Source organism: Streptomyces collinus, from assembly GCF_031348265.1.
GTDB classification, from domain to species: domain Bacteria; phylum Actinomycetota; class Actinomycetes; order Streptomycetales; family Streptomycetaceae; genus Streptomyces; species Streptomyces collinus.
In genome coordinates this window covers 1881961-1907096 of record NZ_CP133771.1, presented here as the reverse complement: position 1 = coordinate 1907096, position 25136 = coordinate 1881961, and the positions used below count along the sequence as shown (strand labels likewise).

Sequence of the window (25136 nt, the reverse complement as noted above, 5' to 3'; positions counted from 1 at the left end):
CCATACCCTCTGAGCCAAGGACCGTGATCGACGTGAAGGTCGGCATCCCCCGCGAGGTCAAGAACAACGAGTTCCGGGTGGCCATCACCCCCGCCGGCGTGCACGAGCTGGTGCGCCACGGCCACCAGGTCGTCATCGAGCGTGGCGCCGGCGTCGGCTCCTCGATCCCCGACACCGAGTACGTCGCCGCCGGTGCGCAGATCCTGGACACCGCCGACGAGGTGTGGGCCGCCGCCGACCTGCTGCTGAAGGTCAAGGAGCCCATCGCCGAGGAGTACCACCGCCTCCGCAAGGACCAGACGCTCTTCACCTACCTGCACCTGGCCGCCTCCAAGGAGTGCACGGACGCCCTCCTGGAGTCCGGCACCACCGCCATCGCCTACGAGACCGTCGAGCTGCCCAGCCGCGCGCTGCCGCTGCTCGCCCCGATGTCCGAGGTCGCGGGCCGGCTGGCCCCGCAGGTCGGCGCCTACCACCTGATGCGCGCCAACGGTGGCCGCGGCGTGCTGCCCGGCGGTGTCCCCGGCGTGCTGGCCGGCCGTGCCGTCGTGATCGGCGGCGGTGTCTCCGGCTGGAACGCCGCGCAGATCGCCATCGGCATGGGCTTCCACGTGACCCTGCTCGACAAGGACATCAACAAGCTCCGCGAGGCGGACAAGGTCTTCGGCACGAAGATCCAGACCGTCGTCTCCAACGCCTTCGAACTGGAGAAGGCCTGCCTGGAGGCCGACCTCGTCATCGGCGCCGTGCTGATCCCGGGCGCCAAGGCCCCGAAGCTGGTCACCAACGAGCTCGTCTCGCGAATGAAGCCCGGAAGTGTCCTTGTCGACATCGCGATCGACCAGGGCGGCTGCTTCGAGGACTCCCGTCCGACCACCCACGCCGAGCCGACCTTCCCGGTGCACAACTCGGTCTTCTACTGCGTCGCCAACATGCCCGGCGCGGTGCCGAACACCTCCACCTACGCGCTGACCAACGCGACGCTGCCGTACATCGTCGAGCTGGCCAACCACGGCTGGGTGGACGCGCTGCGCCGCGACCCGGCGCTGGCCAAGGGCCTCAACACCCACGACGGCAAGGTCGTTTACCGCGAGGTCGCCGAGGCGCACGGCGTGGAGCACGTGGAGCTGACCTCGCTGCTCGGCTGAGCCGCCCGCCATCCCTCGGCAGCCGGAAAGTCGGCTAAGTAACCAACCGGCAAAGGCGATACGTCAACACCGGTCGTCAACGCCGCGCACCCGGCCGGACCTTGCCCGACGAGGTCCGGCCGGATGTGTGTATGGTCACTTCGCGATTCTCGCGCAACTCGCCTCGAACGTAACCCTTCAACCGATTCGCACACCGGTGAAACCTGCCGTGCGACGGCCGTACGCCCTTGACAGCGGGATGTTTCATTGCCGACACATCGGGCCGGGTCCGGCGGATTGTGTTGCTGCGGACGCCCGACACGCCATAGAGTCGCCAGCTGTCGGCATGGTGCCACGCTGACCTGTCTAGAAGTTTCCTGGTCACCAAGGAGGTAAGACGACTTGTGAATGAGTCGACATTTACTCCCGGGGGTGGCCAACCAGGAATGCCTGCACGGGACCAGGAGCCCGCGGGGTTCGCGGCTGTCGGCTCCGTCGCTGTGCGCACCTTCGCAGCCCACCAGAGTCCGCAGGCGACTCACACAGCACACCAGAAGATGGATGGCCATCACGTGAACGCCATGGCCGGCGACGGAAGTGGCGCGCCCCACAACCACTTCGCCGACTACGACGAACTGCCCGAGGGGCACTTCTACGACCCCGACGCGGAGTACGAGCCCGACCCCGAGTACGCGGCCACTCTCGCGCCCGACGCGGCCAGACAGCGCCGGGAGCGTGTGGGCCCGACCGGGCGGCCGCTGCCGTACTTCCCGATCCCGGGACCGCTGCCCGAACACGGCCCCGCGAAGATCATCGCGATGTGCAACCAGAAGGGCGGCGTCGGCAAGACCACGTCGACCATCAACCTGGGTGCCGCGCTCGCGGAGTACGGACGCCGGGTCCTGCTCGTGGACTTCGACCCGCAGGGCGCGCTGTCGGTCGGACTCGGCGTCAACCCGATGGAACTCGACCTCACCGTCTACAACCTGCTCATGGAGCGGGGGATGGCGGCCGACGAGGTGCTGCTGAAGACGGCGGTCCCCAACATGGACCTGCTGCCCAGCAACATCGACCTGTCGGCGGCCGAGGTCCAGCTCGTCTCCGAGGTCGCCCGCGAGTCGACGCTGCAGCGCGCCCTGAAGCCGCTGCTGCCCGACTACGACTTCATCGTCATCGACTGCCAGCCCTCGCTCGGCCTGCTCACGGTGAACGCCCTGACGGCCGCGCACAAGGTGATAGTGCCTCTGGAGTGCGAGTTCTTCGCGCTGCGCGGCGTGGCCCTGCTGACGGAGACCATCGAGAAGGTCCAGGAGCGGCTCAACCCCGAGCTGGAACTCGACGGCATCCTCGCCACGATGTACGACTCGCGCACGGTGCACAGCCGTGAGGTGCTCGCGCGTGTGGTCGAGGCGTTCGACGACCACGTCTACCACACGGTCATCGGGCGCACGGTCCGCTTCCCGGAGACCACGGTCGCCGGTGAGCCGATCACGACCTACGCCTCCAACTCCGTCGGTGCCGCCGCCTATCGCCAGCTTGCCAGGGAGGTGCTCGCCCGGTGTCACGCCGAGTGAGTCTGCCGGGGGCCGACGAACTCTTCCGTACGACAGGGGGGATGGCGCTTCAGTCGTCCCAGCCCAGGCGTCAGGCCAACGGCGACGCCCGGGTGCCCGCTCCGGCGGGGGAGGGCGACGCGGCAGCGGCCGCGGAGGACGCACCGCAGTCGGTGCCCGCGCAGGGCGGTGACGGCGAGGGCGCCGAGCATGTCGCGGTGGACGCGGAGCCGGCCGAGGCCGGGGAGGCCCACAGCCGTTCCGCGACCGCCGAGCGCTCCGGGTCCGCCCGTCGGCAGACGGCGCAGGAAGGTTCTGCCTCCGGTGCCGCAGGGGCCGCGCCCCGCAAGCGCGGGCGGAGCCCCTCGCGCCGCCCCAGCGGCCGTGAGCGGCACGACGAGAAGATCACGGTCTACGTGTCGGCCGAGGAGCTGATGGACCTCGAGCACGCCCGTCTGGTGCTCCGCGGCGAGCACGGCCTGGCCGTCGACCGCGGGCGCATCGTCCGCGAGGCGGTCGCGGTGGTCCTCGCCGACCTGGAGACCCGCGGAGACGCCAGCATCCTCGTACGACGACTGCGCGGGCGGTAGCGGTAGCCTGCGGGGGCCATGACCTCGAACGCTTCCCCACCTCCCCCCGGCGGCCCGGCCGGCCGCCGGCGTGCGCTGGGGAGAGGGCCGGGGGCTCCATGGACGGCTCCGCCGGCTGAGCCGAGAGAGGCCGAGCCGCCCCCCTCACCGGAGGAGAAGGACCCTGCGGCGCCGGTCGAGCGGCCCGGGACCGAGGCGGCCGAGTCGCCCGGGTCCTCGGCGGACGGCGACGGGGCAGCTTCGCCGGTCGAGCCGCAGCCGGAGACGGTCCCGTACGGATCGTCACCCACAAGCGCGACAGTCGCCCCTGCGGCGCCGGCCGACCCGGTGGCCGAACCGAGCTTCCCAGCCCAGAGCGCCGGGCCTGCGGCTTCACCGGCCGGTTCCCTGGAGGGCACGGCCCCCGGGCCGGTGGACGTGGCCGGGCCCGTCGCGCGGCCGGTGGACGTGTCCGGGCCTGCTGGACCGCCTGCGGAGGCGGCTGGGCCGGTCGTGCCGGTTGCGGGCGCGCCCGGGTCCATGCCACCGCCTGCGGACGTGTCCGGTCCGGCGGGGCCGTCTGCGGACGGGGCCGAGCCGAGCTCGCCGCCCCAGAGCGCCGGGCCCGCGGTTTCCTCGGCGGGTTCCCTGGACGGCACGGCTCCCGGGCCGGAGGACATGGCCGGGCCCGTGGCACCGCCTGTGGATCCGTCCGGCACGGTAGCGCCGGCTGCGGGCGTGGCCGAGCCCGCTGCGCGGCCTGCGGGCGCGGGTGTGCCGGTGGCCGAGCCGAACTTGTCGCCCGAGAGCGCCGGGCCCGCGGTTTCCTCGGCCGGTTCTCTGGACGGCACGGCCCTCGGGCCGGAGGACATGGCCGGGCCCGTGGCACCGCCTGCGGAGGCGGCTGGGCCGGTGGACATGGCTGGGCCCGTCGCGCCTCCGGTGGACGCGTCCAGGCCCTTGGCACCGGCTGCGGGCGCGTCCGGTCCGGTGGCGTCGGCTGCGGGCGTGGCCGGCACCATCGCACTGCCTGCGGACGTGGCGGAGCCCATCGCGCCGCCCGCGGGCGCGTCCGGGCCGGTGTCCGTGGGGGAGATGAGTCCGGCTGCTGCCGAGACGCTGCCCTCGGATGCGGTGACCGTGTCCGAGAGGGCTTCCGTGCCCGCCCCGGGCGGTGACGCGGCGGCGGACGACGGGGTCTTCAAGGTTCGGCTCGCCAACTTCGAGGGGCCCTTCGATCTGCTGTTGCAGTTGATCTCGCGGCACAAGATGGATGTCACCGAGGTGGCGCTGTCGAAGGTGACCGACGAGTTCATGGCCCACATCCGGGCGATGGGGCCGGACTGGGACCTGGACGAGACGACCGAGTTCCTGGTCGTCGCCGCCACCCTGCTCGATCTGAAGGCCGCGCGGCTGCTGCCCGCCGCCGAGGTGGAGGACGAGGGCGATCTCGCGCTGCTCGAAGCGCGGGACCTGCTGTTCGCCCGGCTGCTGCAGTACCGCGCGTACAAGCAGATCGCCGACATCTTCAGCGGGCGTCTCGACGACGAGGCCCGGCGCTACCCCCGTACCGTCGGCCTCGAAGCGCACCACGCCGAGCTGCTGCCCGACGTCGTCATCAGCATCGGGGCGGAAGGATTCGCCAAGCTCGCCGTGAAGGCGATGCAGCCGCGGCCCAAGCCGCAGGTCTACGTGGACCACATCCACGCCCCGCTGGTCAGCGTGCAGGAGCAGGCGCAGATCGTCGTGGCCCGGCTCAGGGAGCTCGGCGAGGCCAGCTTCCGGGCCCTCGTGGCGGACACCGACGACACCCTGACCGTCGTGGCGAGGTTCCTCGCCCTGCTGGAGCTGTACCGCGAGAAGGCCGTCGCGCTGGAGCAGGAGACCGCGCTCGGGGACCTGCTCGTGCGGTGGACCGGCGGGGACGGGGACGAGACCCCGACCGTCACCGACGAGTTCGACCGGCCGCCCGAGCCGCCGAAGGAGGAGAAGAAGGCGTGAGCGAGCGAACGACCGAGCTGCCGGCCGGGCCGAGTGCCGTCGCCGGTCTCGATCTGAAACCGGCCCTGGAGGCCGTCCTCATGGTCGTGGACGAGCCCGCGACCGAGGAGCACCTCGCGAAGATACTGGAGCGGCCGAAGCGGCAGATCGCCGACGCACTGCGCGAGCTCGCCGACGAGTACACCGTCCAGGGCCGCGGTTTCGAGCTGAGGTACGTCGCGAACGGCTGGCGCTTCTACACCCGTGCCGCCTTCGCGCCGGCCGTCGAGCGCTTCGTCCTGGACGGCCAGCAGGCCCGCCTCACCCAGGCCGCCCTGGAGACCCTGGCCGTCGTCGCCTACCGGCAGCCGGTCAGCCGCAGCCGGGTCTCGGCCGTCCGCGGAGTCAACTGCGACGGTGTCATGCGCACCCTCCTCCAGCGCGGTCTGATAGAGGAGGCGGGCACGGAACCCGAAACAGGTGCGATCCTGTACAGGACGACGAACTACTTCCTGGAGCGGATGGGCCTGCGCGGTCTGGACGAGCTCCCGGAGCTCGCGCCCTTCCTCCCGGAGGCGGAGGCGATCGAGGCCGAGACCCAGGAGGGCGTACCGTCGTTCGACCCGGACGCGCCTGACGACGACGTGCCGGGCCGCCCGGTGAGCCCGGGGACCCACGACGAAGACGACCAGACGGAACTTTGATGCGAAGCAGCAGCGGCAGGAACAGCAGCGGAAACAACGGCGGGAGCCGTGGTGGCAACAGCGGCGGCCGCGGCGGGAGTGGTGGTGGTCGCGGCAACTTCCGCGGCGCCGGCAACAACCGCGACGACAAGCAGGGCAGTGGCCGTCCGAAGAAGCCGCGCCCGGAGGAGCGCCGCTACGACGTGGGCCCCGGGGCGACCAAGGACGGCCCAAAGGCCGGGCGCGGCGGCGCGGCCCGCGGTGGCGCCAAGGGCGGCCCCAAGCAGCCCCAGAAGCCGGGGCGCACGGCCCCGGCGCGCCCCCGTGAGTACGAGGCGCAGATCGAGGAGCGCAACCGCGACCGGTACGCCGGGAAGAAGGAGGTCAAGCTCCCGAAGACCTTCCCCGGCGCCGAGCAGGAGGGCGAGCGGCTGCAGAAGGTCCTCGCCCGCGCGGGCTTCGGCTCCCGGCGCTCCTGCGAGGAGCTGATCGAGCAGGCCCGCGTCGAGATCAACGGCGAGATCGTCCTGGAGCAGGGGCGGCGCGTCGACCCGGAGAAGGACGAGATCAAGGTCGACGGTCTGACCGTCGCCACGCAGAGCTACCAGTTCTTCTCGCTCAACAAGCCCGCCGGTGTCGTGTCCACGATGGAGGACCCGGAGGGCCGGCAGTGCCTCGGTGACTACGTCACCAACCGCGAGACGCGGCTCTTCCACGTCGGCCGGCTCGACACCGAGACCGAGGGCGTCATCCTGCTCACCAACCACGGTGAGCTGGCCCACCGGCTGACCCACCCGAAGTACGGCGTGAAGAAGACCTACCTCGCGCACATCGTCGGGCCCATCCCGCGTGACCTGGGCAAGCAGCTCAAGGACGGCATCCAGCTGGAGGACGGCTACGCCCGCGCGGACCACTTCCGGGTCGTCCAGCAGACCGGCAAGAACTACCTCGTCGAGGTCACCCTCCACGAGGGCCGCAAGCACATCGTGCGCCGGATGCTCGCGGAGGCCGGTTTCCCGGTCGACAAGCTGGTCCGGGTCTCCTTCGGACCGATCACCCTGGGCGACCAGAAGTCGGGCTGGCTGCGGCGGCTGTCCAACACCGAGGTCGGCATGCTGATGCAGGAGGTCGACCTCTAGGGATCACCTTCCTCCGAGGGCTTGTGAGCGACCCGCACCCCCTTTTATAGTCGCAGTGACTATTAAAGGGGGTGTTCGGTACTCGCCATGAACGGCTACGACAAGTACGCCCACGAGCCCTTCGCCGTCACCGTCGACCTCGCGGTGTTCACGCTCCGGGAGGGGGCGCTGCACGTGCTGCTCGTCGAGCGCGGGCAGGAGCCGTACGCCGGGCACTGGGCGCTGCCCGGTGGATTCCTGCAGCCGGACGAGTCGGCGGAGACGGCCGCCCGGCGTGAACTCGCCGAGGAGACCGGCCTGTCCGATGTCTCGGGGCTGCATCTGGAGCAGCTGCGGACCTACAGCGAGCCCGGCCGCGACCCCCGGATGCGGGTCGTCTCGGTCGCCTTCGCCGCGCTGCTGCCCGACGCCCCCGAGGCGCACGGCGGCAGCGACGCGGCGCAGGCCCGCTGGGTGCCGTACGGCACGGCGGGGCCGCTCGCGTTCGACCACGACCGCATCCTGGCCGACGCCCACGACCGCGTCGGCGCCAAGTTCGAGTACACCTGCCTCGCCACCGCCTTCTGCCCGCCCGAGTTCACCCTCGGCGAGCTCCAGCAGGTCTACGAGACCGTGTGGGGCACCGAGCTGGACCGGCCCAACTTCCGGCGCAAGGTGCTCGCCACGCCGGGCTTCGTCGAAGCCGTCCCGGGTGCCGCGCGGCTGACCGGCGGCCGCGGCAAACCCGCCGCGCTGTACCGCGCCGGCACCGCCACCGCACTCCACCCGCCTCTCCTCCGGCCCGCCCGGGAAGGACGCCCCGCATGACCATGCTCGTCCACAAGCAAGCCGCCACCGGAGCGCTCACGGGCCTGGCCCTCGGGGATGCGCTGGGGTACCCGACCGAGTTCAGTGACGTTCCGTCGATACTCGCCAGGTTCGGTCCCTGGCGGCAGCTGGACCTGCCCGAGCGGGCCACCGTGTCGGACGACACCCAGATGACACTGGCGCTCGGGCGGGCGGTGCGGACGGCTATGGACCGGGGGCTGCTCACCCCACTGCGTCTGGCCCGGCCCCTGCGCGAGGAGTTCGTGGACTGGTACCAGTCCCCGGAGAACAACCGGGCTCCGGGCCGCACCTGCATGAAGGCCTGTTACCTGCTGAAGGACGAGTCCCGCCCCTGGCAGGACGCCAGCCAGACGGAATCCAAGGGCTGCGGCGCCAACATGCGCGTCGCGCCTCTGGGTCTGGTCCCCGGCCTCAGTGACGAACAGCGCGCGGGCGCCGCCCAGTTGCAGTCCGCCCTCACCCACGGACACCCCACCGCGCTCGCCGCCTCCGACCTCACCGCGCACGCCGTACGTCTGCTCGCGCAGGGCGCCGAGCCGACGGGGCTCGTCGGCCTGCTCCGCTCCTACGCCCTGGAGAACCGCGGCCACTACCACGAGCGCTGGCTCGGCGACCTGTGGCGGCGGGCCGGGGACCCCAGCCCCGGGCAGTTCATCGCGCGCGGCTGGGACGAGTGCCTGGAGGTGCTCGAACGGCTCCAGCGCGCCGTGCGCACCGTCTCGCCGGAGACCGACCCCTGCCTGGCCACCGGCGAGGGCTGGATCGCCGAGGAGGCCCTGGCGACCGGGCTGCTGTGTTTCCTGCTCTTCGTCGACGAGCCGGTGACCGCTCTGCGCCGCGCCGCGTGCACCGCCGGCGACTCGGACTCGATCGCCTGCCTGACGGGCGCCTTCGCGGGTGCCTACCTGGGCGCGGAGGCCTGGCCCACCGAGTGGGCCGACCGCGTCGAGTACCGGACCGACCTGCTCACGTTCGGGGCGCTGTGGGACGCGTGAGGCCGCGGGGCCCGGTCGTGGGCGCTCACGTCAGGCGGACCGAGTTCCCCTCCACCGTGATCTTCTCGGAGGGCAGCGGCCGGGTCGCCGGGCCGTGCGCCACCGCGCCGTCGGCGACGCGGAACTTGCTGCCGTGGCAGGGGCAGTTGATCGTGCCGTCGGAGACGGTGGACACCAGGCAGCGCTGGTGGGTGCAGATCGCCGAGAAGGCCTTGAACTGACCCTGCTCCGGCTGGGTCACGACGACCTCCTCGTCCTTGAAGATCTTGCCGCCGCCGACCGGGATCTCGTCGATGTCGGCCAGGACCTGGCCGCCGGGGGCGCTCGTCGCGTCCTGGCCGGTGGGGGAGCTCGTCGACTCGGAACCGTTGTCGTCGCCGCCTCCGCCGCAGGCCGCGACGAGCGCCGTGGCGCCGGTCGCGCCCGTCGCGAGGAGAACCGTGCGGCGCGTGGTCTCGTAGGTCATGTCGTCACTCCGAAGGTGCCAAAGAGGGGTGAATCGGAATGTGCAGCATCTTTGCACTGAACCTACCCAAAGGCGTTGATCCTGGCGTCTCACCGGGCGGGCGCCGCACACCCCGGCCGCGTCGGCTGACTAGGCTGGTCGGACGTAGAGCGACACGCACGTCAGCAAGGAGCATCGCTGTGGCGGTACGAGCGGTCCGGGGCGCCGTCCAACTCGAACGGGACGAGGCCGGGCACATGGACGAGCAGGTCGGAGCCCTGCTCACGGAGATCCTCGAGCGCAACGATCTCGCCGCCGACGACCTGATCAGCATCTGGTTCACGGCCACGCCCGACCTGCACAGCGACTTCCCGGCCGCCGCCGCCCGCAAGCTGGGCATCGTCGACGTGCCCCTCATCTGCGCCCAGGAGCTGGACATCGAGGGCGCCATGCCGCGTGTCGTCCGGGTCCTCGCGCACATCGAGTCCGACCGGCCCCGGGCCGGCATCGCCCACGTCTACCTCGGCGCCGCGGCAGCCCTGCGCAAGGACATCGCCCAGTGAGGACCGCACTCGTCATCGGCACCGGCCTCATCGGCACGTCCGCCGCGCTGGCCCTGTCCCAGCGGGGCGTCACCGTGCACCTCGCCGACCCGGACCCGGAGCAGGCCCGTACGGCGGCCGCGCTCGGCGCCGGGACGGACGAGACGCCGGACGGGCCCGTCGACCTCGTGATCGTCGCCGCCCCGCCCGCGCACGTGGCGGACGTGCTCACCGACGCCATCCGCCGCGGTGCGGGACGCGGCTACCTCGACGTCGCCAGCGTCAAGGGCGGGCCCCGCCGCGAGCTGGAGGCGCGCGGCCTCGACCTGTCGGCGTACATCGGCTCGCACCCCATGTCGGGCCGGGAGAAGTCCGGCCCGCTGGCCGCGACCGCGGACCTCTTCGAAGGCCGCCCCTGGGTGCTGACCCCGACCAGGGACACCGACACCGAGGTGCTGAACCTCGCCCTGGAGCTGGTCTCGCACTGCCGGGCCGTGCCGGTCGTCATGGACGCCGACGCCCACGACCGGGCCGTCGCCCTCGTCTCCCACATGCCCCACCTGGTCTCCAGCCTGGTCGCCGCGCGGCTGGAGCACGCCGAGGAGTCCGCCGTTCGACTGTGCGGGCAGGGCATCCGCGATGTGACGAGGATCGCCGCCTCCGACCCGCGGATGTGGATCGACATCCTCTCCGCGAACCCCGCGCCGGTCGCCGACCTGCTCACGGACGTCGCCGCAGACCTGGAGGAGACCGTGCGGGCCCTGCGCGCCCTGCAGTCCTCCGACGACCACAAGCGCCGCGAGGGCGCCGGCGGGATCGAGGACGTCCTGCGGCGCGGCAACGCCGGGCAGGTCCGCGTCCCCGGCAAGCACGGGTCCGCGCCGAGGGCCTACGAGGTCGTGTCCGTGCTCATCGACGACCAGCCGGGACAGCTGGCCCGGATCTTCGCCGACGCGGGCCTGGCCGGCGTCAACATCGAGGACGTGCGGATCGAGCACGCGACGGGGCAGCAGGCCGGTCTGGTGCAGCTGATGGTGGAGCCCAAGGCGGCCCCGGTCCTGAGCGCCGCGCTGCGGGAACGGGGCTGGGCGATCCGGCAGTAGGAGGTACGGATGGGCGGGCCGACTCCGGGTGCTGCCGCCCCCGGGCCCCGCTTCGGCCTGAACGGCCTCGTCCTCACGCGTGGGACGGGCTGGATGTGGCCGAGCGCCGTCGGCGGTCGTGCGCGGCCGTCCCGGACGCGCGGCCGGACGAGTGACGCGAACCCAGTAACCTTGTGCGGGGCAGTCGCGCCCTCACCCCGCCGAGCCCGGTTCAGGAAGGTCCCCACTGTGGAAAGCGCCACGCCAGTGATTGTCGCCATCGACGGCCCCGCCGGCACCGGCAAGTCGAGCACCTCGAAGGCCGTGGCGGCCCAGCTCGGGCTGAGCTACCTGGACACCGGCGCCCAGTACCGGGCGATCACCTGGTGGATGGTGAGCAACGGCATCGACATAGACGACCCGTCCGCCATCGCCGCCGCCGCGGGCAAGCCCGAGATCGTCTCCGGCACCGACCCGGAGGGCCCGGCCATCACGGTCGACGGCATGGACGTGGCCGGCCCGATCCGCACCCAGGAGGTCTCCTCCAAGGTCAGCGCGGTCAGCGCGGTGCCCGAGGTGCGCACCCGGATCACCGAGCTGCAGCGCTCGATCGCCGCCTCCGCCGAGCAGGGCATCGTCGTCGAGGGCCGGGACATCGGCACGACGGTGCTGCCCGACGCCGACCTCAAGGTCTTCCTCACCGCCTCCCCGGAGGCGCGCGCCGCCCGCCGCAGCGGCGAGCTGAAGGGCTCCGACGTCCACTCCACCCGCGAGGCCCTGATCAAGCGGGACGCCGCCGACTCCAGCCGCAAGACCTCCCCGCTCGCCAAGGCGGACGACGCCGTCGAGGTGGACACCACCGAGCTCACGCTGGCCCAGGTCATCGAGTGCGTCGTCACCCTCGTCGAGGAGAAGCGGGCCGGAAAGTGACCGATCTGCCTTCGGCGCGGGGTGCCGAGGTCGGGCGGCGCATCGGCGTCGGCCTGATGTACGGGCTGTGGAAGCCGCGCGTGCTCGGCGCCTGGCGGGTGCCCGCGAGCGGCCCGGTGATCTTCGCGGTCAACCACTCCCACAACATCGACGGCCCGATGGTCATGGGCGTGGCGCCCCGGCCGACGCACTTCCTGATCAAGAAGGAAGCCTTCATCGGGCCGCTGGACCCCTTCCTGCTCGGCATCGGGCAGGTGAAGGTCGACCGCGACACCACCGACCGCACGGCGATCACCCACGCGCTGGGCGTCCTGGCGGGCGGCGGCGTGCTCGGCATCTTCCCGGAGGGCACCCGGGGCGAGGGTGACTTCGCCTCGCTGCGCGCCGGCCTCGCGTACTTCGCTGTGCGCAGCGGCGCCCCGATCGTCCCGGTGGCCGTGCTGGGAAGTTCCGACAAGCCCGGACGGTTGATAAAGGCGCTGCCTCCGCTGCGCTCCCGCGTCGACGTCGTCTTCGGCGAGCCCTTCGAGGCGGGCGACGGCAGCGGCCGCCGGACGCGCAAGGCGCTGGACGAGGCCACCGGGCGCATCCAGAAACAGCTCGCGGCCCACCTGGAAAACGCCAGGCGCCTCACCGGGCGCTAGGCGACACTGAGTAGTGGATCAGCCCGGAACAGCGGGTACTCCACCGACCACCACGATGAACGACGAGGTACGGACTTCATGAACGACCACATCCAGCCCGACGGCTCGGACGCCTCCGAGGGCGCGTACGAGCACGACCACGGGGCGCTCGGCGACGCCGAGTACGCGGAGTTCATGGAGCTCGCCGCCGAGGAGGGCTTCGACCTCGAAGACGTCGAAGGCGCCATCGAGGCGGCCGGGCACGGCCCGCTGCCCGTCCTCGCCGTCGTCGGCCGCCCCAATGTCGGCAAGTCGACTCTGGTGAACCGCATCATCGGGCGCCGTGAGGCCGTCGTCGAGGACAAGCCCGGCGTCACCCGCGACCGTGTGACCTACGAGGCCGAGTGGGCCGGCCGCCGCTTCAAGGTCGTCGACACCGGCGGCTGGGAGCAGGACGTCCTCGGCATCGACGCCTCCGTCGCCGCCCAGGCCGAGTACGCCATCGAGGCCGCCGACGCGGTCGTCTTCGTCGTCGACGCCAAGGTCGGCGCCACCGACACCGACGAGGCCGTCGTCCGGCTGCTGCGCAAGGCCGGCAAGCCGGTCGTGCTGTGCGCCAACAAGGTGGACGGCCAGAGCGGCGAGGCCGACGCGTCCTACCTGTGGTCACTGGGCCTGGGGGAGCCGCACCCGGTCTCCGCGCTGCACGGCCGCGGCACGGGCGACATGCTCGACCAGGTCCTCGAAGTGCTCCCCGAGGCGCCGCGCGAGACGTTCGGCGGGGGCGGCATCGGCGGCCCGCGGCGCATCGCCCTGATCGGACGCCCGAACGTCGGCAAGTCCTCGCTGCTGAACAAGGTGGCGGGCGAGGAGCGCGTCGTCGTCAACGAGCTGGCGGGCACCACCCGCGACCCGGTCGACGAGCTGATCGAACTCGGCGGCGTCACCTGGAAGTTCGTCGACACCGCGGGCATCCGCAAGCGCGTCCACCTCCAGCAGGGCGCCGACTACTACGCCTCGCTGCGCACCGCGGCCGCCGTCGAGAAGGCGGAGGTTGCGGTCATCCTGATCGACGGCTCCGAGTCCGTCTCGGTGCAGGACCAGCGGATCGTCACCATGGCCGTCGAGGCCGGCCGCGCGATCGTCATGGCGTACAACAAGTGGGACACCCTCGACGAGGAGCGTCGCTACTACCTGGAGCGGGAGATCGAGACCGAGCTCGGCCAGGTGGCGTGGGCGCCGCGGGTGAACGTCTCGGCGCGCACCGGCCGGCACATGGAGAAGCTGGTACCGGCGATCGAGACGGCCCTGGCGGGCTGGGAGACCCGGGTCCCGACGGGCCGGCTGAACGCCTTCCTCGGTGAGCTGGTCGCCGCCCACCCGCACCCGGTCCGGGGCGGCAAGCAGCCGCGCATCCTGTTCGGCACGCAGGCGGGCACCAAGCCGCCGCGGTTCGTGCTGTTCGCCTCCGGATTCATCGAGGCGGGCTACCGGCGCTTCATCGAGCGCCGGCTGCGCGAGGAGTTCAGCTTCGAGGGGACGCCCATCCACATCTCCGTGCGGGTGCGCGAGAAGCGCGGCAAGAAGAAGTAGCGCGCAGCACTGGAAAGGGGCGGCCCCGAACGGGGCCGCCCCTTTCCAGTGTCCGGTGCTCGCTCAGACGCCGCCGCGCCGCCCTGGCGGCAGCGCGGCCGGTACGTGGTGCATCCCCGTGCTGTGTGAGGCGACGGTCCCGACGCGTTGCCACTGCGGCTGCTGCCCGGCGGCATGACGGGCGCTCTGGGCGCCCGCGCTGTAGGCACTGTAGGAGCTGCCGTACGCCCCCGCGTACGAGCCCGAACCGTGCGGGGTGTTTCCGAAGGCGGTGAATCCCAGCTTCTCCTCGCCACTGCGGTCGCCGGGCAGTGCGCGGAAGGACTTGACGTACTCGGCGTAGAGCGCGTCGTAGATCGGCGTGGCCGATGGGCCGCCCTGGGAGTCCTGAGCCGATCGCGCGGACGGAATCGGCGAGAAGGACTGGCGGCGGGGAACGTCGTATGCGTGCACGTATGTCCAAACGACCCCGCGGGTCAGGGGATGCGGCCCGGGTGCGGCTTTCGCGGGTCTGCGGCGTGCTCGGGTGACGGGCGGCTCAGGTGCCGGCCAGCGGCAGCGCCGAGCCGACCAGCTTTCCGTTCGCCGCCGCCTTGTCCAGCGCGTCCCGCAGCAGGTCCTCGCGCGGCTGGCGGCCGATCGAGCCGGCGGGCGCGGCGAGCATCAGCACCTGCTGGTGCTTGTTGGCCGCCGCGCGCCAGCCGTCGGTCACCTGGAGCGGCTGGTGCGCCTGCCACCAGGCCACCGGCTGGCCGCCGTTGCTGCCCGGCTGGAGCACCGCGTGCAGCTGGCCCATGGCGAGCAGCACCGACCAGCCGTGCAGCACCGGCGGTACGGCCGACAGCTCCGACAGCGGCATGAAGCCCTGCTCGATGAGCAGCGGCAGGAAGTCGTCGCCGGTGCCGGTCGTGCCGGGCCGGGCGATGGGCCCGGTCGGCTCCACCACCAGGGCCGGGTGGAGCTCCCCGCCGATCAGGACGAGCCCGCTGGTCACACCGAGCACCGCCTGCTCGGGCACCGCCTTGTCGGGTACCACCCTGTCGGGCTCCAGGTCGACGGTGTCGCCGGCGATGGACTTCACGGCGCCCCGCAGCTGCTCCTCGGTGACCTGCACGACCTGCGAGGGCAGACAGCCGGAGTGGGCGAAGGCGAGGACGGCGGTCTCGTCACCGATGAACAGAACGGTGCTGGTGCGCTCCTGCGTGGAGTCGCCCGGTGTGCGGCAGGAGGTGCAGTCGTAACTGCCCGGGGCGGTCTCTCCGGCGAGCAGGCGGTCGGCTTCTTCGTCGCCGATCTCGGCGCGTACCTCGTCGCTGACGTCGAGCATGCGCGGCACGGGTGGCTCCCTCGGGGATGCGGTGCGTGGCAAAGCCGGGTGGCTCCCGGCCCGTGGTCCGGGTCGGTCCCGGCTCATGAAGAAGACAACGGGCGATCTGTGGCGGGAGTCACGCCCCAGGGCGAACGGAATCGAACCAACCAGCGCGCAGGGTCACGCTTCGCGCGGAATCGCGCACTCCCCGTCAACTCACCGATACGTAAAGGGCGTTGGAGGAGTGAAGTGGGTCACAGGATGCCAGGGGAGGTGGTGAAAAAATCCGGAAATCCACGAATGAAGTGGGTGTCCGGAAATGGCCGTTACCCGAGGTATCGGTGAACTGGCCTGCCCGGACGGGCGACTGGTTGATGCCGGCCGCCGACCTCCTTAGATTCCTCCGCCGTGTGCATCGAGCACCGCTCGGGTACGTCCACCGGCCGCCGGGTTCCCAGGAACCGGGCACGGCACCGCTCCGGTGGGCGGGGCGAGTGCGACCCTCGCGTCCCATGGCGCGGGAGTGGCGCTCCGCCTTGGGGGATCCCGGGTGTTTCGAAAGGGACCTACATGTCCGAATGTGCCGATTCCTCTCGCCCCGCCGCCCGGAAGAGCCAGGTTCGTACGACGGCGGTCCTCGCCGGGGCGGCACTGCTCGCGCCCCTCGGACTGCTCGCCGCGACCGGGAACGCCGCGGCGGCCGACAGCGGAGTGTGGGACCGCATCGCCCAGTGCGAGAGCGGCGGCAACTGGCACATCAACACCGGCAACGGCTACTACGGCGGACTCCAGTTCGCCCCCTCCACCTGGAACGCCTACGGCGGCACGGCCTACGCGCCCACCGCCGACCGGGCGAGCAGGTCCCAGCAGATCGCCGTCGCCACCAAGGTCCAGCGCGCCCAGGGATGGGGCGCCTGGCCGACCTGCTCGGCACGCGCCGGGGCGAGCGGCGGCGCACCGGCCGCCGACCCGGTCACCTCCACCGCGCCGGCCCCGGCGAAACCGCCGAAGGCGCCGGCGCGTACCGCGGAACACGCGGACCGCGGCTCCTCCCGCGGTGACTACACCGTCCGCCGGGGTGACACGCTGAGCGGTGTCGCAGCCCGGCACGGGACCACCTGGCAGCGCCTCTACGCCGCCAACAAGGCCGCCATCGGCGGGGACCCCGACGTGATCGTGCCCGGCCTGCGCCTCACGTTCTGAGACGCTGCTCCCCCTCGCCGGGACACGGGCCCCGTCCGGTCGGCCGACCGGACGGGGCCTCGGCGTCCGGCATCAGCCCGCGAGTTCGCCCGCCTCCCCGGCGAACACGACGGCCCCGCGGCGCAGTTCGTAGACGATCGCGGACCGCTCCCGCAGGGCGGGCGGCAGCCGCTGCTCGGCGACCACCACACACGCGTCCAGTGCGCCGAGCAGCTCGTACGTCCGGGCCGCGACCGACGGCGACATGCCCTGGGCGGGCTCGTCGACGAGCAGCACGCGTGCGCGGGCGAGCAGAGCCCGGGAAAGGGCGAGCATGCGCTGCTCCCCGCCCGAGAGGGTGCCGGCACGCCGCTCCAGCAAGGGCCGCAGCCGCGGGTAGGCGTCGAGGGCCGGGGTGTGGTCGCGCGCGGCGAGTGCGAGGTTCTCGCGCACGGTGAGCGAGCCGAACACGGCCTGCCGCTCCGGCACCAGGCACAGCCCCCGCCGGGCCCGTTCGTACGCCGGGACGCGGGTCACGTCCGTGCCGTCCCACACCACCGCGCCGCCCGACAGGGGCACGGTGCCGGCCAGGGCGCGCAGGGCGGTGGTGCGGCCGGACCCGTTGCGGCCGAGCAGCACGGTGAGGCCCGGGCCGGCAGCGGTGAGGGTGATGCCGTGCAGCGCTTCCAGGGGGCCGTAGCGCACGCGTGCGTGGCGCAGGGAGACGGTCGTCATCGTCCGGCCCCCGGTTCCAGGGCGTCCAGCACGCGTCCGGGCGGGCCGGAGGCGACGATCCGGCCCGCGGTCATCACGTGCACGACGTCGGCGAGGCCGGCCACCAGGTCCAGGTCGTGCTCGACGACGAGGAGGGCCGTGCCGTCGGCGGCCAGCGCCTTCAGGACCCGGGCCAGGACGGTCACTTCGGCGGTGTCGAGCCCGGCGGCGGGCTCGTCGAGGAGCAGGACGCGGGGGCTTCCCGCGAGGACCCGGGCCAGTTCGACCCGGCGCAGCGTCCCGGTGGGCAGCCCGGCGGCGGGCCGTGCGCGCAGGGGCCCGTCGAGCCCGAGCAGCCTGAGGGCGCGCTCCACCGCGCCCGGGTCGGTCACCCGGCCCTGCTCGGCGCCGACCCGGACGTTCTCGGCCACGGTCAGCGACGGGAAGACGGCCAGTTGCTGGAACGTCCGTGCGACACCGAGCCGGGCGCGGGCATGGGCGGGCAGCGCGGTGATGTCCCGCCCGCCGAGCCGCACGGTCCCACGCGCGGGCGGCAACGTCCCCGCCAGACAGTGGAACAGGGTGCTCTTCCCGGCCCCGTTGGGCCCGACGACCGCGGTGATCCGGCCGGGGGAGAGGTCCAGCTCCACTCCGTCGAGGGCGGTGAAGCCGCCGTAGTGGGCGTGGAGCCGGCGGGCGGTGAGGAGGGGAGCGGCGGTCGGGGGTGCGGGCGGAGAGGCGTCTCCCAGGCCGGGGACGGCCCGGCCCGGTGGGCCGGGTGGCGGGTGGCTGTCGCCGTCCGGGTGCTTGCGCCGGGTGGGTGTTCCTGCCCTGTGAGCCACGCGTGTCGCCCCGCTCGGCACCGGAGCCCTCGGAGCCGCCCGCGCCTCCGCGGGGCGCAGCATCCCGCGGGCCCGGGCGCCCGCCGGAGTCAGGCCCGGGGTGTGGCGCAGCCGGAGGCGTTCCGTGGCCGTGCGCAGGGCTTCGTACGGGCCGCCCGGGAAGCGGCCCACCAGGATCGCCAGGACGCCGATCAGGGCCGCCGCGACACCGCCCCGGGTGCCCGCGTCCAGCCCGACCAGGAGAGCCGCCGCCGCGAGGGCGCCGAGCGTGCTGTCGGAGCCCAGCACCACCACCGCCGCGAACCACAGCAGGCCGCGCACGGGGTCGTAGGCGCCCGCGTCGAAGGCACGCAGGCCCATGCCGAGCATGCCGCCGCCCAGCGCGGCCAGGGCGGCGCCCGCGACGAAGGCCAGCAGCTTGAGGGACGGCACCCGGACGCCCGCCGCCTGCGCGCCCCGCTCGTGATCCCGCATGGCGGCGAGGGCCCGGCCCGTCCGCCCCCGGCGCAGCGCGTGCGTGGCCAGCAGCGCGACCGCCAGCAGGAGCAGCTCCAGGACGTAGTACGCCCGGTCCCCGTCGAAGCCCGCGGGGCGGCCCAGGGACAGGCCCGAGGTGGCGTACGGCTGGGCGAAGACGAAGCGGCTCACTCCCACGCCGACCGCGAACGTCGCCAGCGCCAGCGCCAGGCCCCGGCGGCCGATCGCCGGCCAGCCCGTCAGCAGGCCGAGCGGCGCCACCAGGACCACCGACACCCCGAGGGCCGCCAGCTCCGGCAGGGCGGGCAGGCCCGGGAAACGGCCCGCCGCCAGCAGCGCCGTGAACAGGGCGCCGAGCCCCGCGTACGCCGCCTGCCCCAGGGAGATCTGGCCGCCGCGCCCGGTGACGACCACCAGGGACAGCAGGATCACCGCCAGCGCCGGCACCTGGACCGACGTGTGCAGATCCTGGCCGGCGAACCCCAGCGGAAGCAGGAACAGCACGAGCACCACGATCCAGGCGCCCGGCGGGGTCGGCACGCGCGCGGTGGCCGTGCGCGGCAGCGCGTCCCGCTCCCCGACGCCCGGCAGGACCAGCGCCGCGACCAGCAGCGCTACGACGAAGAGGTTCGTGCCCACCGCCTGGAGGAGCGGCTCGGCCCAGCCCGACGGGTGCAGCCGCGTCAGCTGACTCTGCGCCACCCCGATGCCCAGCGCCACCACCACCGCGACCGGCAGGCTCCGCATCCGCGCGGCCACGGCGACCGCCACGACCTCCATCACGAGCAGCGAGAGACCGTACGGGTCGAGCCGCACGTACGGCGCCAGCAGCACACCCGTCAGACCGGCCGTGAACGCGCCGAACGCCCAGCCCGTGGCCGCGACCCGGTCCGCGTCGATGCCGCCCAGCTCGGCGAGCCGCCGGTCGTCGACCACGGCCCGCAGCTCCCGCCCGAACCGCGTCCGGCGCACCATCGCCGCGACCCCGGCGGCCAGCACCAGCACCACCGCCAGCTGCCCCCACGGCTCGTCCGGCACCAGCACCGGCGCGTCGTCCCGCGCCCCCTGCCCCCACAACAGCGCCGCCCCGCCCACCAGCAGCACGAACACCCCGATGGACGCCACCAGCGTCTGCGCCGGATCGCCGCCCAGGACCGCCAGGGGCCGGAACACGAACCGCTCCAGGACCACACCCAGCCCCGGGGCCAGCACCAGCAGCGTCACCACCGCACCGAGCCACAGCGGCCAGCCCCACTCGACCACGCACTGCCGCAGCACGTACGCGCACACCATCGCGATCGCGCCGTGCGCGAAGTTCAGCACGCCCGTCGCGCGGTACGTCACGATCAGGCCGATCCCGGTCAGCGCCGCCGCACTGCCGACCGAGAGCCCGGCGAGCGTGAGGTCGTACGTCAGCGACGACATCAGTCGGTTTCTTCGGCCGGCTCGCAGATCGGGCACGGGTCCAGCTCACCGCTCGCCACCAGCTTGGAGTCCACCGGGACCGCCTCCGCCTTGCCCGCGACCAGCGGGCAGTCCGCGCGGTGCCACAGCGTGCCGCCCGGCACCATCAGCAGGTCGCCGCTGACCGCGAGCGGCGCGAGCGCGACCCGGCCGGTGCCCTCCGGCTCGTCCGGCTCCGCCGCCACCAGCAGGTGGTACAGCTCCTCCACGCGCGTGGCGGCGACCGCCCCCCGGCCCCGGGCCAGCAGCACCGCCCCGGCGACGATCAGCGCGGCGCCGGGGATCGTGCAGGAGGCCAGGTAGGGCAGCTGCCGTTCGGCGTAACGCTCGCCGGAGACTCCGTACCAGCCGACGACGCACAGCACCGCGCCGGCGGCCAGGGCGGCCCAGCCCGCCCACAGGACGGGATGCACGGTCCGCAGTCGGCTGGTCCGCATCGCTGGCTCCCACACGTCGGAATCGGCTGTGCGTGCGTCGGGCTGCCTGTTCAAGTCCGCCGATCGCTTGCACTATGCCCTGTGGAAGCTGACCCTGAAAGCACCGGGCGCACATGGCCCGGACCGACACCCGGTGGTGAGCCAGATGGTTCTCGGCAGCGACCTCAAGCGGGGGAACGCGACGGGGGGTCCACGCACCGCGGGACGGGGTACGGCGATCGCCGCGGCCCTGGTCCTGGCCCTCGCCCCGGCCCTGGCGGCCTGCAGTGACGACAGCGGCGGCGGCAGTGAGTCCACGCCTCCCACCCCGACCGCGGAGCGGACCACGAGCGCCCCGGCCTCCGCGCCGGCGGACCGGGCCGCGGCGGAGGCGGAGATCCGGCAGAACTGGCAGAAGTTCTTCGACCCGAAGACCTCGGCCGAGGAGAAGCAGGCCGTCCTGGAGAACGGCGACCGGATGGGCCCGGTCCTCCAGGCCTTCAGCGGTGACGAGCGCGGCGGGCAGGTCCAGGCGAAGGTCACCAAGGTCGAGTTCACCTCGGCGACCGGCGCGGACGTGACGTACACGCTCACCCTGAAGGGCGCCACCGCCCTGCCCGACGCCTCAGGAAGCGCCGTCGAGCAGGACGGCACCTGGAAGGTGTCCGCCAAGACGCTGTGCGCGCTGGTGCAACTGAGCGGCAATGCGTCACCGATCCCGGGCTGCTGAGGCCCTGGTCGCGGTACTGCTGCTCGCCCTGAGCGCGGCCTGCGGCAGCCGGCTCCCGGAGAGCGACTTCGAGCACGACGACCGCACCTCCGCGCCCCGCGACGCCGCGCCCCTGCGGGTCGGCATCATCACCAGCGCCACCAGCCCGGTCGGCGGCAACGCCTTCACCGGCCCGCGCGACGGCGCCCGGGCCTTCTTCGACCGGCTCAACGCGCGCGGGGGCATCGACGGCCGCCGGGTCGAGGTGCGCGGTTGCGACGACGGCGGCAGCGGCGTCGGCAACAACGAGTGCGTGCACCAGCTCGTGGAGAAGGACAAGGTCGTCGCCCTGGTCGCCACCACCGCCCTGGACTACGCGGGCGCCTCCCGGGTCGCACGCGCGGGCGTGCCCGACGTCGGCGGCCAGCCCATCGGCACCGCCTACGACACCTTCCCGCACCTCTACGGCATCTACGGCAGTCTCGCGCCCCGCGACGGCACCCCCGGCTGGGACGGAAAGCTGTACGGCGGCACCGAGGTCTACCGCTACTTCAAACGCGAGCACGGCGCCCGCACCGCCGCCGTCGTCTCCTACAACCAGTCCGCCTCGGCCGCCTACGCCCGGCTCGTCGAACGCGGCCTGCGCGCCGAGGGCTACAAGGTCGTCACCGAGCAGGTCGACTTCGCCCTGCCGAACTTCCGCGCCGTCGCCGCCGACCTGAAGGAGCAGGGCGCAGACCTGGTGTTCGACGCGATCGACGGGCACGGCAACGCCCGGCTCTGCCAGGCCATGGACGAGGCCGGCGCCCACGTCACCGCCAAGGTGACCAACGTGCAGAACTGGACGTCCACCGTCGCCGACGACTACAAGGACGCCCCGCGCTGCCGCAACGCCCTGTGGGCGACCGGCGCCAGCCGCAACTTCGAGGACACCGGCAACACGGCCGTACGGGAGTTCCGCGAGGCGACGAAGGACCTGGAGACGCACTCCCAGTGGCAGCTGGAGGGGTGGGCGGCCGCGCGGTGGTTCACGGACGCCGCGAAGTCCTGCGCGAGCACGGGCATCACGCGCGCGTGCGTCGACGCCTTCATGAACCGCAGCCAGGGCTACACCGCCGGGGGGCTGCTGCTCCCCGTCCGCTTCGAGCGCCTGCCCGAGCCGCCGAAGAGCAGCAGGACCTGCCTGTCGGTGGCCCGCTGGCAGGACGGCGAGGGCTGGGTGGGCCAGGGGGACATGAACCGCACCTGCTTCACCGTTCCGCAACTGGCCTACGCGCCTTGAGGACAGTGGCTGTCCGCAAGGCCTGGCAGACTCGCCCCATGTTGGAGACCTCGGCCCGCCTGCTGCGTCTGCTGTCCCTGCTCCAGGCCCACCGCGAGTGGTCCGGCGCCGACCTGGCCGGCCGGCTCGGCGTCAGCGCCCGCACCCTGCGCCGGGACGTCGACCGGCTGCGCGAACTCGGCTACCCGGTCAACGCCAGCCCCGGCACCGGCGGCGGCTACCAGCTCGGCGCCGGCGCCGAACTGCCGCCGCTGCTCCTGGACGACGACGAGGCCGTCGCCGTGGCGGTCGGGCTTCGGACGGCCGCCGGGCAGGGCATCGACGGCATCGGCGAGACCTCGGTACGGGCCCTCGCCAAGCTGGAGCAGGTGCTGCCGGACCGGCTGCGCCGCCGCGTGGGCGCCCTGAACGCCTTCACCGTGCCGATGCTGCGCAGCACACTGCCCTCCTCGGTCGACCCGGCCGTGCTCACCGAGCTCGCCCACCTGTGCCGGGACGCCGAACGGCTGCGCTTCGAGTACCGCGGCCACGACGGCACCCCCACCCGACGCACGGTCGAACCGCACCGCCTGGTGTGCACCGAGCGCCGCTGGTACCTGGTCGCCTGGGACCTCGACCGCGACGACTGGCGCACGTTCCGCGTGGACCGCGTCACGCCCAAGCCGCCGCACGGCCCGCGTTTCACCCCGCGCAAGCCGCCCGCCGAGGACCTCGCCGCCTACGTCTCCCAGGGCGTCTCCACGCGCGCGTACGCCACCCACGCCCTCGTGCGGCTCCTGGTGCCCCTGGAGGAGGCCGTCCAGCACATCTCGCCCTCCGCCGGGGTGCTGGAGGCGGAGAGCGCGGACACCTGCCTGCTGCGCTGCGGCGCCGGCAACCTCGACGTGATGGTCATCCACGTGGTGATGCTGGGCCTCGAGTTCGAGGTGCTGGAGCCGGACGGGCTGGTCGAGGCGATCAGGAGGACTCGGGACCGGCTTGATGGCGCTCTGGCTCGGGCTGCGCAGTCACCGCCGCGTACCGCGGATGGTGCAGGTCGAACGCCGGCGACTCCGAGCGGATCCGGGGCAGCATCGTGAAGTTGTGCCTCGGCGGCGGGCACGAGGTCGCCCACTCCAGGGAACGGCCGAAGCCCCAGGGGTCGTCGACCTCGACCTTCTGTCCGTACTTCGCCGTCTTCCAGACGTTGTAGAGGAACGGCAGCGTCGACATGCCGAGCAGGAACGCGCCGATCGTCGACACCGTGTTCAGCGCGGTGAAGCCGTCCGCCGCGAGGTAGTCGGCGTACCGGCGGGGCATGCCCTCGGCGCCCAGCCAATGCTGCACCAGGAACGTGGTGTGGAAGCCGACGAAGAGCACCCAGAACTGGATCTTGCCGAGCCGCTCGTCGAGCATCTTCCCGGTGAACTTCGGCCACCAGAAGAAGAACCCGGCGAAGATCGCGAAGACGACGGTGCCGAAGACGACGTAGTGGAAGTGCGCCACCACGAAGTACGTGTCCGTCACATGGAAGTCCATCGGCGGCGACGCGAGGATCACCCCGGTCAGGCCGCCGAACAGGAAGGTCACCAGGAAACCGGTCGCCCACAGCATCGGCGTCTCGAAGGACAGCGAGCCCTTCAGCATGGTGCCGGCCCAGTTGAAGAACTTCACACCCGTCGGCACCGCGATCAGGAAGCTCATGAAGGAGAAGAACGGCAGCAGCACCGCGCCCGTCGCGAACATGTGGTGCGCCCACACGACCATCGACAGGCCGGTGATCGCCATCGTCGCCCCGACCAGCGTCAGATAGCCGAACAGCGGCTTGCGGCTGAAGACCGGGATGATCTCCGTGATGATGCCGAAGAACGGCAGCGCGATGATGTACACCTCGGGATGGCCGAAGAACCAGAACAGGTGCTGCCACAGGATCGCCCCGCCGTTGGTCGCGTCGAACACCTGCGAGCCGAACCGCCGGTCCGCCTCCAGCACCAGCAGCGCCGCCGCGAGCACCGGGAACGCCATCAGGATCAGGATCGACGTGAACAGGGTGTTCCACACGAAGATCGGCATCCGGAACATCGTCATGCCCGGGGCGCGCATCCCGATGATCGTGGTGATGAAGTTGACCGCGCCGAGGATCGTGCCGAAGCCCGACAGAGCCAGCCCCATGATCCACAGATCGGCCCCGATCCCAGGCGAGCGCTCCGCGCTGTTGAGCGGGGCGTAGGCGGTCCAGCCGAAGTCCGCCGGCCCGGAGGGCACCAGCAGCGAACCGAGCACGATCAGCCCGCCGAACAGGAACAGCCAGTACGAGAACATGTTCAGCCGCGGGAAGGCCACGTCGGGCGCGCCGATCTGCAACGGCATCAGCTCATTGGCGAAGCCCGCGAAGGTCGGCGTCGCGAACAGCAGCAGCATGATCGTGCCGTGCAGGGTGAACGCCTGGTTGAACTGCTCGTTGTCGATGATCTGCAGACCGGGGCGGGCCAGTTCGGCGCGCATCAGCAGCGCCATCGCCCCGGCGACCATGAAGAACAGGAACGACGTGATCAGGTAGAGATGGCCGATCTTCTTGTGGTCCGTCGTCGTCAGCCAGTCGACCACCACCCGTCCGTGCCGCGTCCGCGGCTCGGACGGAGCCGCCGCCTGTACGGTCTGCGTCCCCATCGC

General features: G+C 72.5%; 23 protein-coding genes and 1 pseudogene. 17 read left to right on the top strand and 7 right to left on the bottom strand.

Annotated features, from left to right (window positions below):
- Positions 1–23: 23 nt before the first annotated feature.
- The 8 genes from ald to RFN52_RS08515 all read left to right on the top strand — a co-directional run bounded on the left by ald (position 24) and on the right by RFN52_RS08515 (position 8874).
- A complete protein-coding gene (gene ald, locus RFN52_RS08550) occupies positions 24–1148 on the top strand; it encodes an alanine dehydrogenase (protein WP_184844562.1) in 1125 nt (374 codons plus the stop codon).
- A 425-nt stretch (positions 1149–1573) separates the two neighbouring features.
- Positions 1574–2701, top strand: coding sequence for a ParA family protein (locus RFN52_RS08545; protein WP_184844559.1), 1128 nt, complete (start codon positions 1574–1576; stop codon positions 2699–2701).
- Positions 2686–3270, top strand: coding sequence for a hypothetical protein (locus tag RFN52_RS08540; protein ID WP_184844556.1), 585 nt, complete (start codon positions 2686–2688; stop codon positions 3268–3270). Before RFN52_RS08545 ends, RFN52_RS08540 begins: the two co-directional genes overlap by 16 nt.
- 939 nt (positions 3271–4209) lie before the next feature.
- Entirely contained in the window at positions 4210–5250 is a 1041-nt protein-coding gene (locus RFN52_RS08535) for a segregation and condensation protein A (protein WP_374050155.1), read from the top strand.
- Positions 5247–5933: an SMC-Scp complex subunit ScpB gene (gene scpB / locus RFN52_RS08530; RefSeq protein WP_184844550.1), complete on the top strand. Its 687-nt coding sequence runs from the start codon at positions 5247–5249 to the stop codon at positions 5931–5933. Before RFN52_RS08535 ends, scpB begins: the two co-directional genes overlap by 4 nt.
- Positions 5933–7051 (top strand): pseudouridine synthase, encoded by a 1119-nt coding sequence (locus tag RFN52_RS08525; RefSeq protein WP_031106757.1) that lies wholly within the window; start codon positions 5933–5935, stop codon positions 7049–7051. The genes scpB and RFN52_RS08525 overlap by 1 nt, the downstream gene beginning before the upstream one ends.
- An 87-nt stretch (positions 7052–7138) precedes the next feature.
- Positions 7139–7858, top strand: a complete 720-nt coding sequence (locus tag RFN52_RS08520; protein ID WP_184844547.1) for an NUDIX hydrolase — start codon at positions 7139–7141, stop codon at positions 7856–7858.
- Positions 7855–8874, top strand: a complete 1020-nt coding sequence (locus RFN52_RS08515; protein WP_184844544.1) for an ADP-ribosylglycohydrolase family protein — start codon at positions 7855–7857, stop codon at positions 8872–8874. The genes RFN52_RS08520 and RFN52_RS08515 overlap by 4 nt, the downstream gene beginning before the upstream one ends.
- A gap of 25 nt (positions 8875–8899) precedes the next feature.
- On the opposite strand, the gene RFN52_RS08510 is transcribed toward RFN52_RS08515, so the two are convergent.
- Positions 8900–9340 carry a Rieske (2Fe-2S) protein gene (locus tag RFN52_RS08510; protein WP_184844542.1) on the bottom strand — a complete coding sequence of 147 codons (441 nt, stop codon included), beginning with the start codon at positions 9338–9340 and terminating at the stop codon, positions 8900–8902.
- 179 nt (positions 9341–9519) lie between these two features.
- On the opposite strand from RFN52_RS08510, the gene aroH reads away from it, so the two are divergent.
- From aroH to der, 5 genes are all read left to right on the top strand, one after another.
- Complete coding sequence (gene aroH, locus RFN52_RS08505) at positions 9520–9882, top strand: chorismate mutase (protein WP_184844540.1); 363 nt, start codon at positions 9520–9522, stop codon at positions 9880–9882.
- Positions 9879–10964: a prephenate dehydrogenase gene (locus RFN52_RS08500; protein WP_184844537.1), complete on the top strand. Its 1086-nt coding sequence runs from the start codon at positions 9879–9881 to the stop codon at positions 10962–10964. Before aroH ends, RFN52_RS08500 begins: the two co-directional genes overlap by 4 nt.
- Before the next feature lie 246 nt (positions 10965–11210).
- Positions 11211–11873, top strand: a complete 663-nt coding sequence (gene cmk, locus RFN52_RS08495) for a (d)CMP kinase (protein ID WP_374050211.1) — start codon at positions 11211–11213, stop codon at positions 11871–11873.
- A complete protein-coding gene (locus RFN52_RS08490; protein WP_184844531.1) occupies positions 11870–12517 on the top strand; it encodes a lysophospholipid acyltransferase family protein in 648 nt (215 codons plus the stop codon). The genes cmk and RFN52_RS08490 overlap by 4 nt, the downstream gene beginning before the upstream one ends.
- 78 nt (positions 12518–12595) lie before the next feature.
- Complete coding sequence (gene der, locus RFN52_RS08485) at positions 12596–14089, top strand: ribosome biogenesis GTPase Der (protein WP_184844528.1); 1494 nt, start codon at positions 12596–12598, stop codon at positions 14087–14089.
- A gap of 63 nt (positions 14090–14152) precedes the next feature.
- Here the strand turns inward: der and RFN52_RS08480 are convergent, their stop codons facing one another.
- Positions 14153–14542, bottom strand: coding sequence for a hypothetical protein (locus tag RFN52_RS08480; RefSeq protein WP_107458088.1), 390 nt, complete (start codon positions 14540–14542; stop codon positions 14153–14155).
- An 85-nt stretch (positions 14543–14627) separates the two neighbouring features.
- Entirely contained in the window at positions 14628–15425 is a 798-nt protein-coding gene (locus RFN52_RS08475; protein ID WP_184844525.1) for a DUF8842 C-terminal domain-containing protein, read from the bottom strand.
- 543 nt (positions 15426–15968) lie between these two features.
- Between RFN52_RS08475 and RFN52_RS08470 the strand changes: the two genes are divergently transcribed.
- A complete protein-coding gene (locus tag RFN52_RS08470) occupies positions 15969–16601 on the top strand; it encodes a LysM peptidoglycan-binding domain-containing protein (RefSeq protein ID WP_184844522.1) in 633 nt (210 codons plus the stop codon).
- Between the two features lie 72 nt (positions 16602–16673).
- Here RFN52_RS08470 and RFN52_RS08465 read toward each other — a convergent pair whose 3' ends face one another.
- From RFN52_RS08465 to RFN52_RS08455, 3 genes are read right to left on the bottom strand one after another with little or no spacing between them, the layout of a single operon-like run.
- Positions 16674–17315 (bottom strand): ATP-binding cassette domain-containing protein, encoded by a 642-nt coding sequence (locus RFN52_RS08465; RefSeq protein ID WP_184844519.1) that lies wholly within the window; start codon positions 17313–17315, stop codon positions 16674–16676.
- Complete coding sequence (locus RFN52_RS08460; protein ID WP_184844515.1) at positions 17312–20038, bottom strand: branched-chain amino acid ABC transporter permease/ATP-binding protein; 2727 nt, start codon at positions 20036–20038, stop codon at positions 17312–17314. The genes RFN52_RS08465 and RFN52_RS08460 overlap by 4 nt, the downstream gene beginning before the upstream one ends.
- The gene (locus RFN52_RS08455; protein WP_184844512.1) at positions 20038–20514 is read right to left on the bottom strand and encodes a hypothetical protein; all 477 of its coding nucleotides are present in this window, start codon (positions 20512–20514) and stop codon (positions 20038–20040) included. The genes RFN52_RS08460 and RFN52_RS08455 overlap by 1 nt, the downstream gene beginning before the upstream one ends.
- 145 nt (positions 20515–20659) lie before the next feature.
- Between RFN52_RS08455 and RFN52_RS08450 the strand changes: the two genes are divergently transcribed.
- From RFN52_RS08450 to RFN52_RS08440, 3 genes are read left to right on the top strand one after another with little or no spacing between them, the layout of a single operon-like run.
- A complete protein-coding gene (locus tag RFN52_RS08450) occupies positions 20660–21223 on the top strand; it encodes an MTB12 C-terminal domain-containing protein (RefSeq protein ID WP_184844510.1) in 564 nt (187 codons plus the stop codon).
- Positions 21198–22484, top strand: coding sequence for an ABC transporter substrate-binding protein (locus RFN52_RS08445; protein WP_184844507.1), 1287 nt, complete (start codon positions 21198–21200; stop codon positions 22482–22484). The genes RFN52_RS08450 and RFN52_RS08445 overlap by 26 nt, the downstream gene beginning before the upstream one ends.
- Before the next feature lie 38 nt (positions 22485–22522).
- Positions 22523–23563, top strand: coding sequence for a helix-turn-helix transcriptional regulator (locus RFN52_RS08440; protein ID WP_311240923.1), 1041 nt, complete (start codon positions 22523–22525; stop codon positions 23561–23563).
- Here the strand turns inward: RFN52_RS08440 and ctaD are convergent.
- Positions 23562–25133, bottom strand: a pseudogene (gene ctaD / locus RFN52_RS08435) (aa3-type cytochrome oxidase subunit I); the annotation flags it as partial. The gene RFN52_RS08440 and the pseudogene ctaD sit on opposite strands and share 2 nt — an antisense overlap.
- Positions 25134–25136 lie beyond the last annotated feature (3 nt).

Bases quoted from the DNA above. Each gene is read 5' to 3' on its own strand.
- RFN52_RS08545 (WP_184844559.1), top strand. From the start codon at position 1,574: ATGCCTGCACGGGACCAGGAGCCCGCGGGGTTCGCGGCTGTCGGCTCC.
- RFN52_RS08525 (WP_031106757.1), top strand. From the start codon at position 5,933: ATGCGAAGCAGCAGCGGCAGGAACAGCAGCGGAAACAACGGCGGGAGC.
- RFN52_RS08520 (WP_184844547.1), top strand. From the start codon at position 7,139: ATGAACGGCTACGACAAGTACGCCCACGAGCCCTTCGCCGTCACCGTC.
- RFN52_RS08515 (WP_184844544.1), top strand. From the start codon at position 7,855: ATGACCATGCTCGTCCACAAGCAAGCCGCCACCGGAGCGCTCACGGGC.
- RFN52_RS08510 (WP_184844542.1), bottom strand. From the start codon at position 9,340: ATGACCTACGAGACCACGCGCCGCACGGTTCTCCTCGCGACGGGCGCG.
- der (WP_184844528.1), top strand. From the start codon at position 12,596: ATGAACGACCACATCCAGCCCGACGGCTCGGACGCCTCCGAGGGCGCG.
- RFN52_RS08470 (WP_184844522.1), top strand. From the start codon at position 15,969: ATGTCCGAATGTGCCGATTCCTCTCGCCCCGCCGCCCGGAAGAGCCAG.
- RFN52_RS08465 (WP_184844519.1), bottom strand. From the start codon at position 17,315: ATGACGACCGTCTCCCTGCGCCACGCACGCGTGCGCTACGGCCCCCTG.
- RFN52_RS08460 (WP_184844515.1), bottom strand. From the start codon at position 20,038: ATGTCGTCGCTGACGTACGACCTCACGCTCGCCGGGCTCTCGGTCGGC.
- RFN52_RS08455 (WP_184844512.1), bottom strand. From the start codon at position 20,514: ATGCGGACCAGCCGACTGCGGACCGTGCATCCCGTCCTGTGGGCGGGC.
- RFN52_RS08450 (WP_184844510.1), top strand. From the start codon at position 20,660: ATGGTTCTCGGCAGCGACCTCAAGCGGGGGAACGCGACGGGGGGTCCA.
- RFN52_RS08445 (WP_184844507.1), top strand. From the start codon at position 21,198: ATGCGTCACCGATCCCGGGCTGCTGAGGCCCTGGTCGCGGTACTGCTG.
- RFN52_RS08440 (WP_311240923.1), top strand. From the start codon at position 22,523: ATGTTGGAGACCTCGGCCCGCCTGCTGCGTCTGCTGTCCCTGCTCCAG.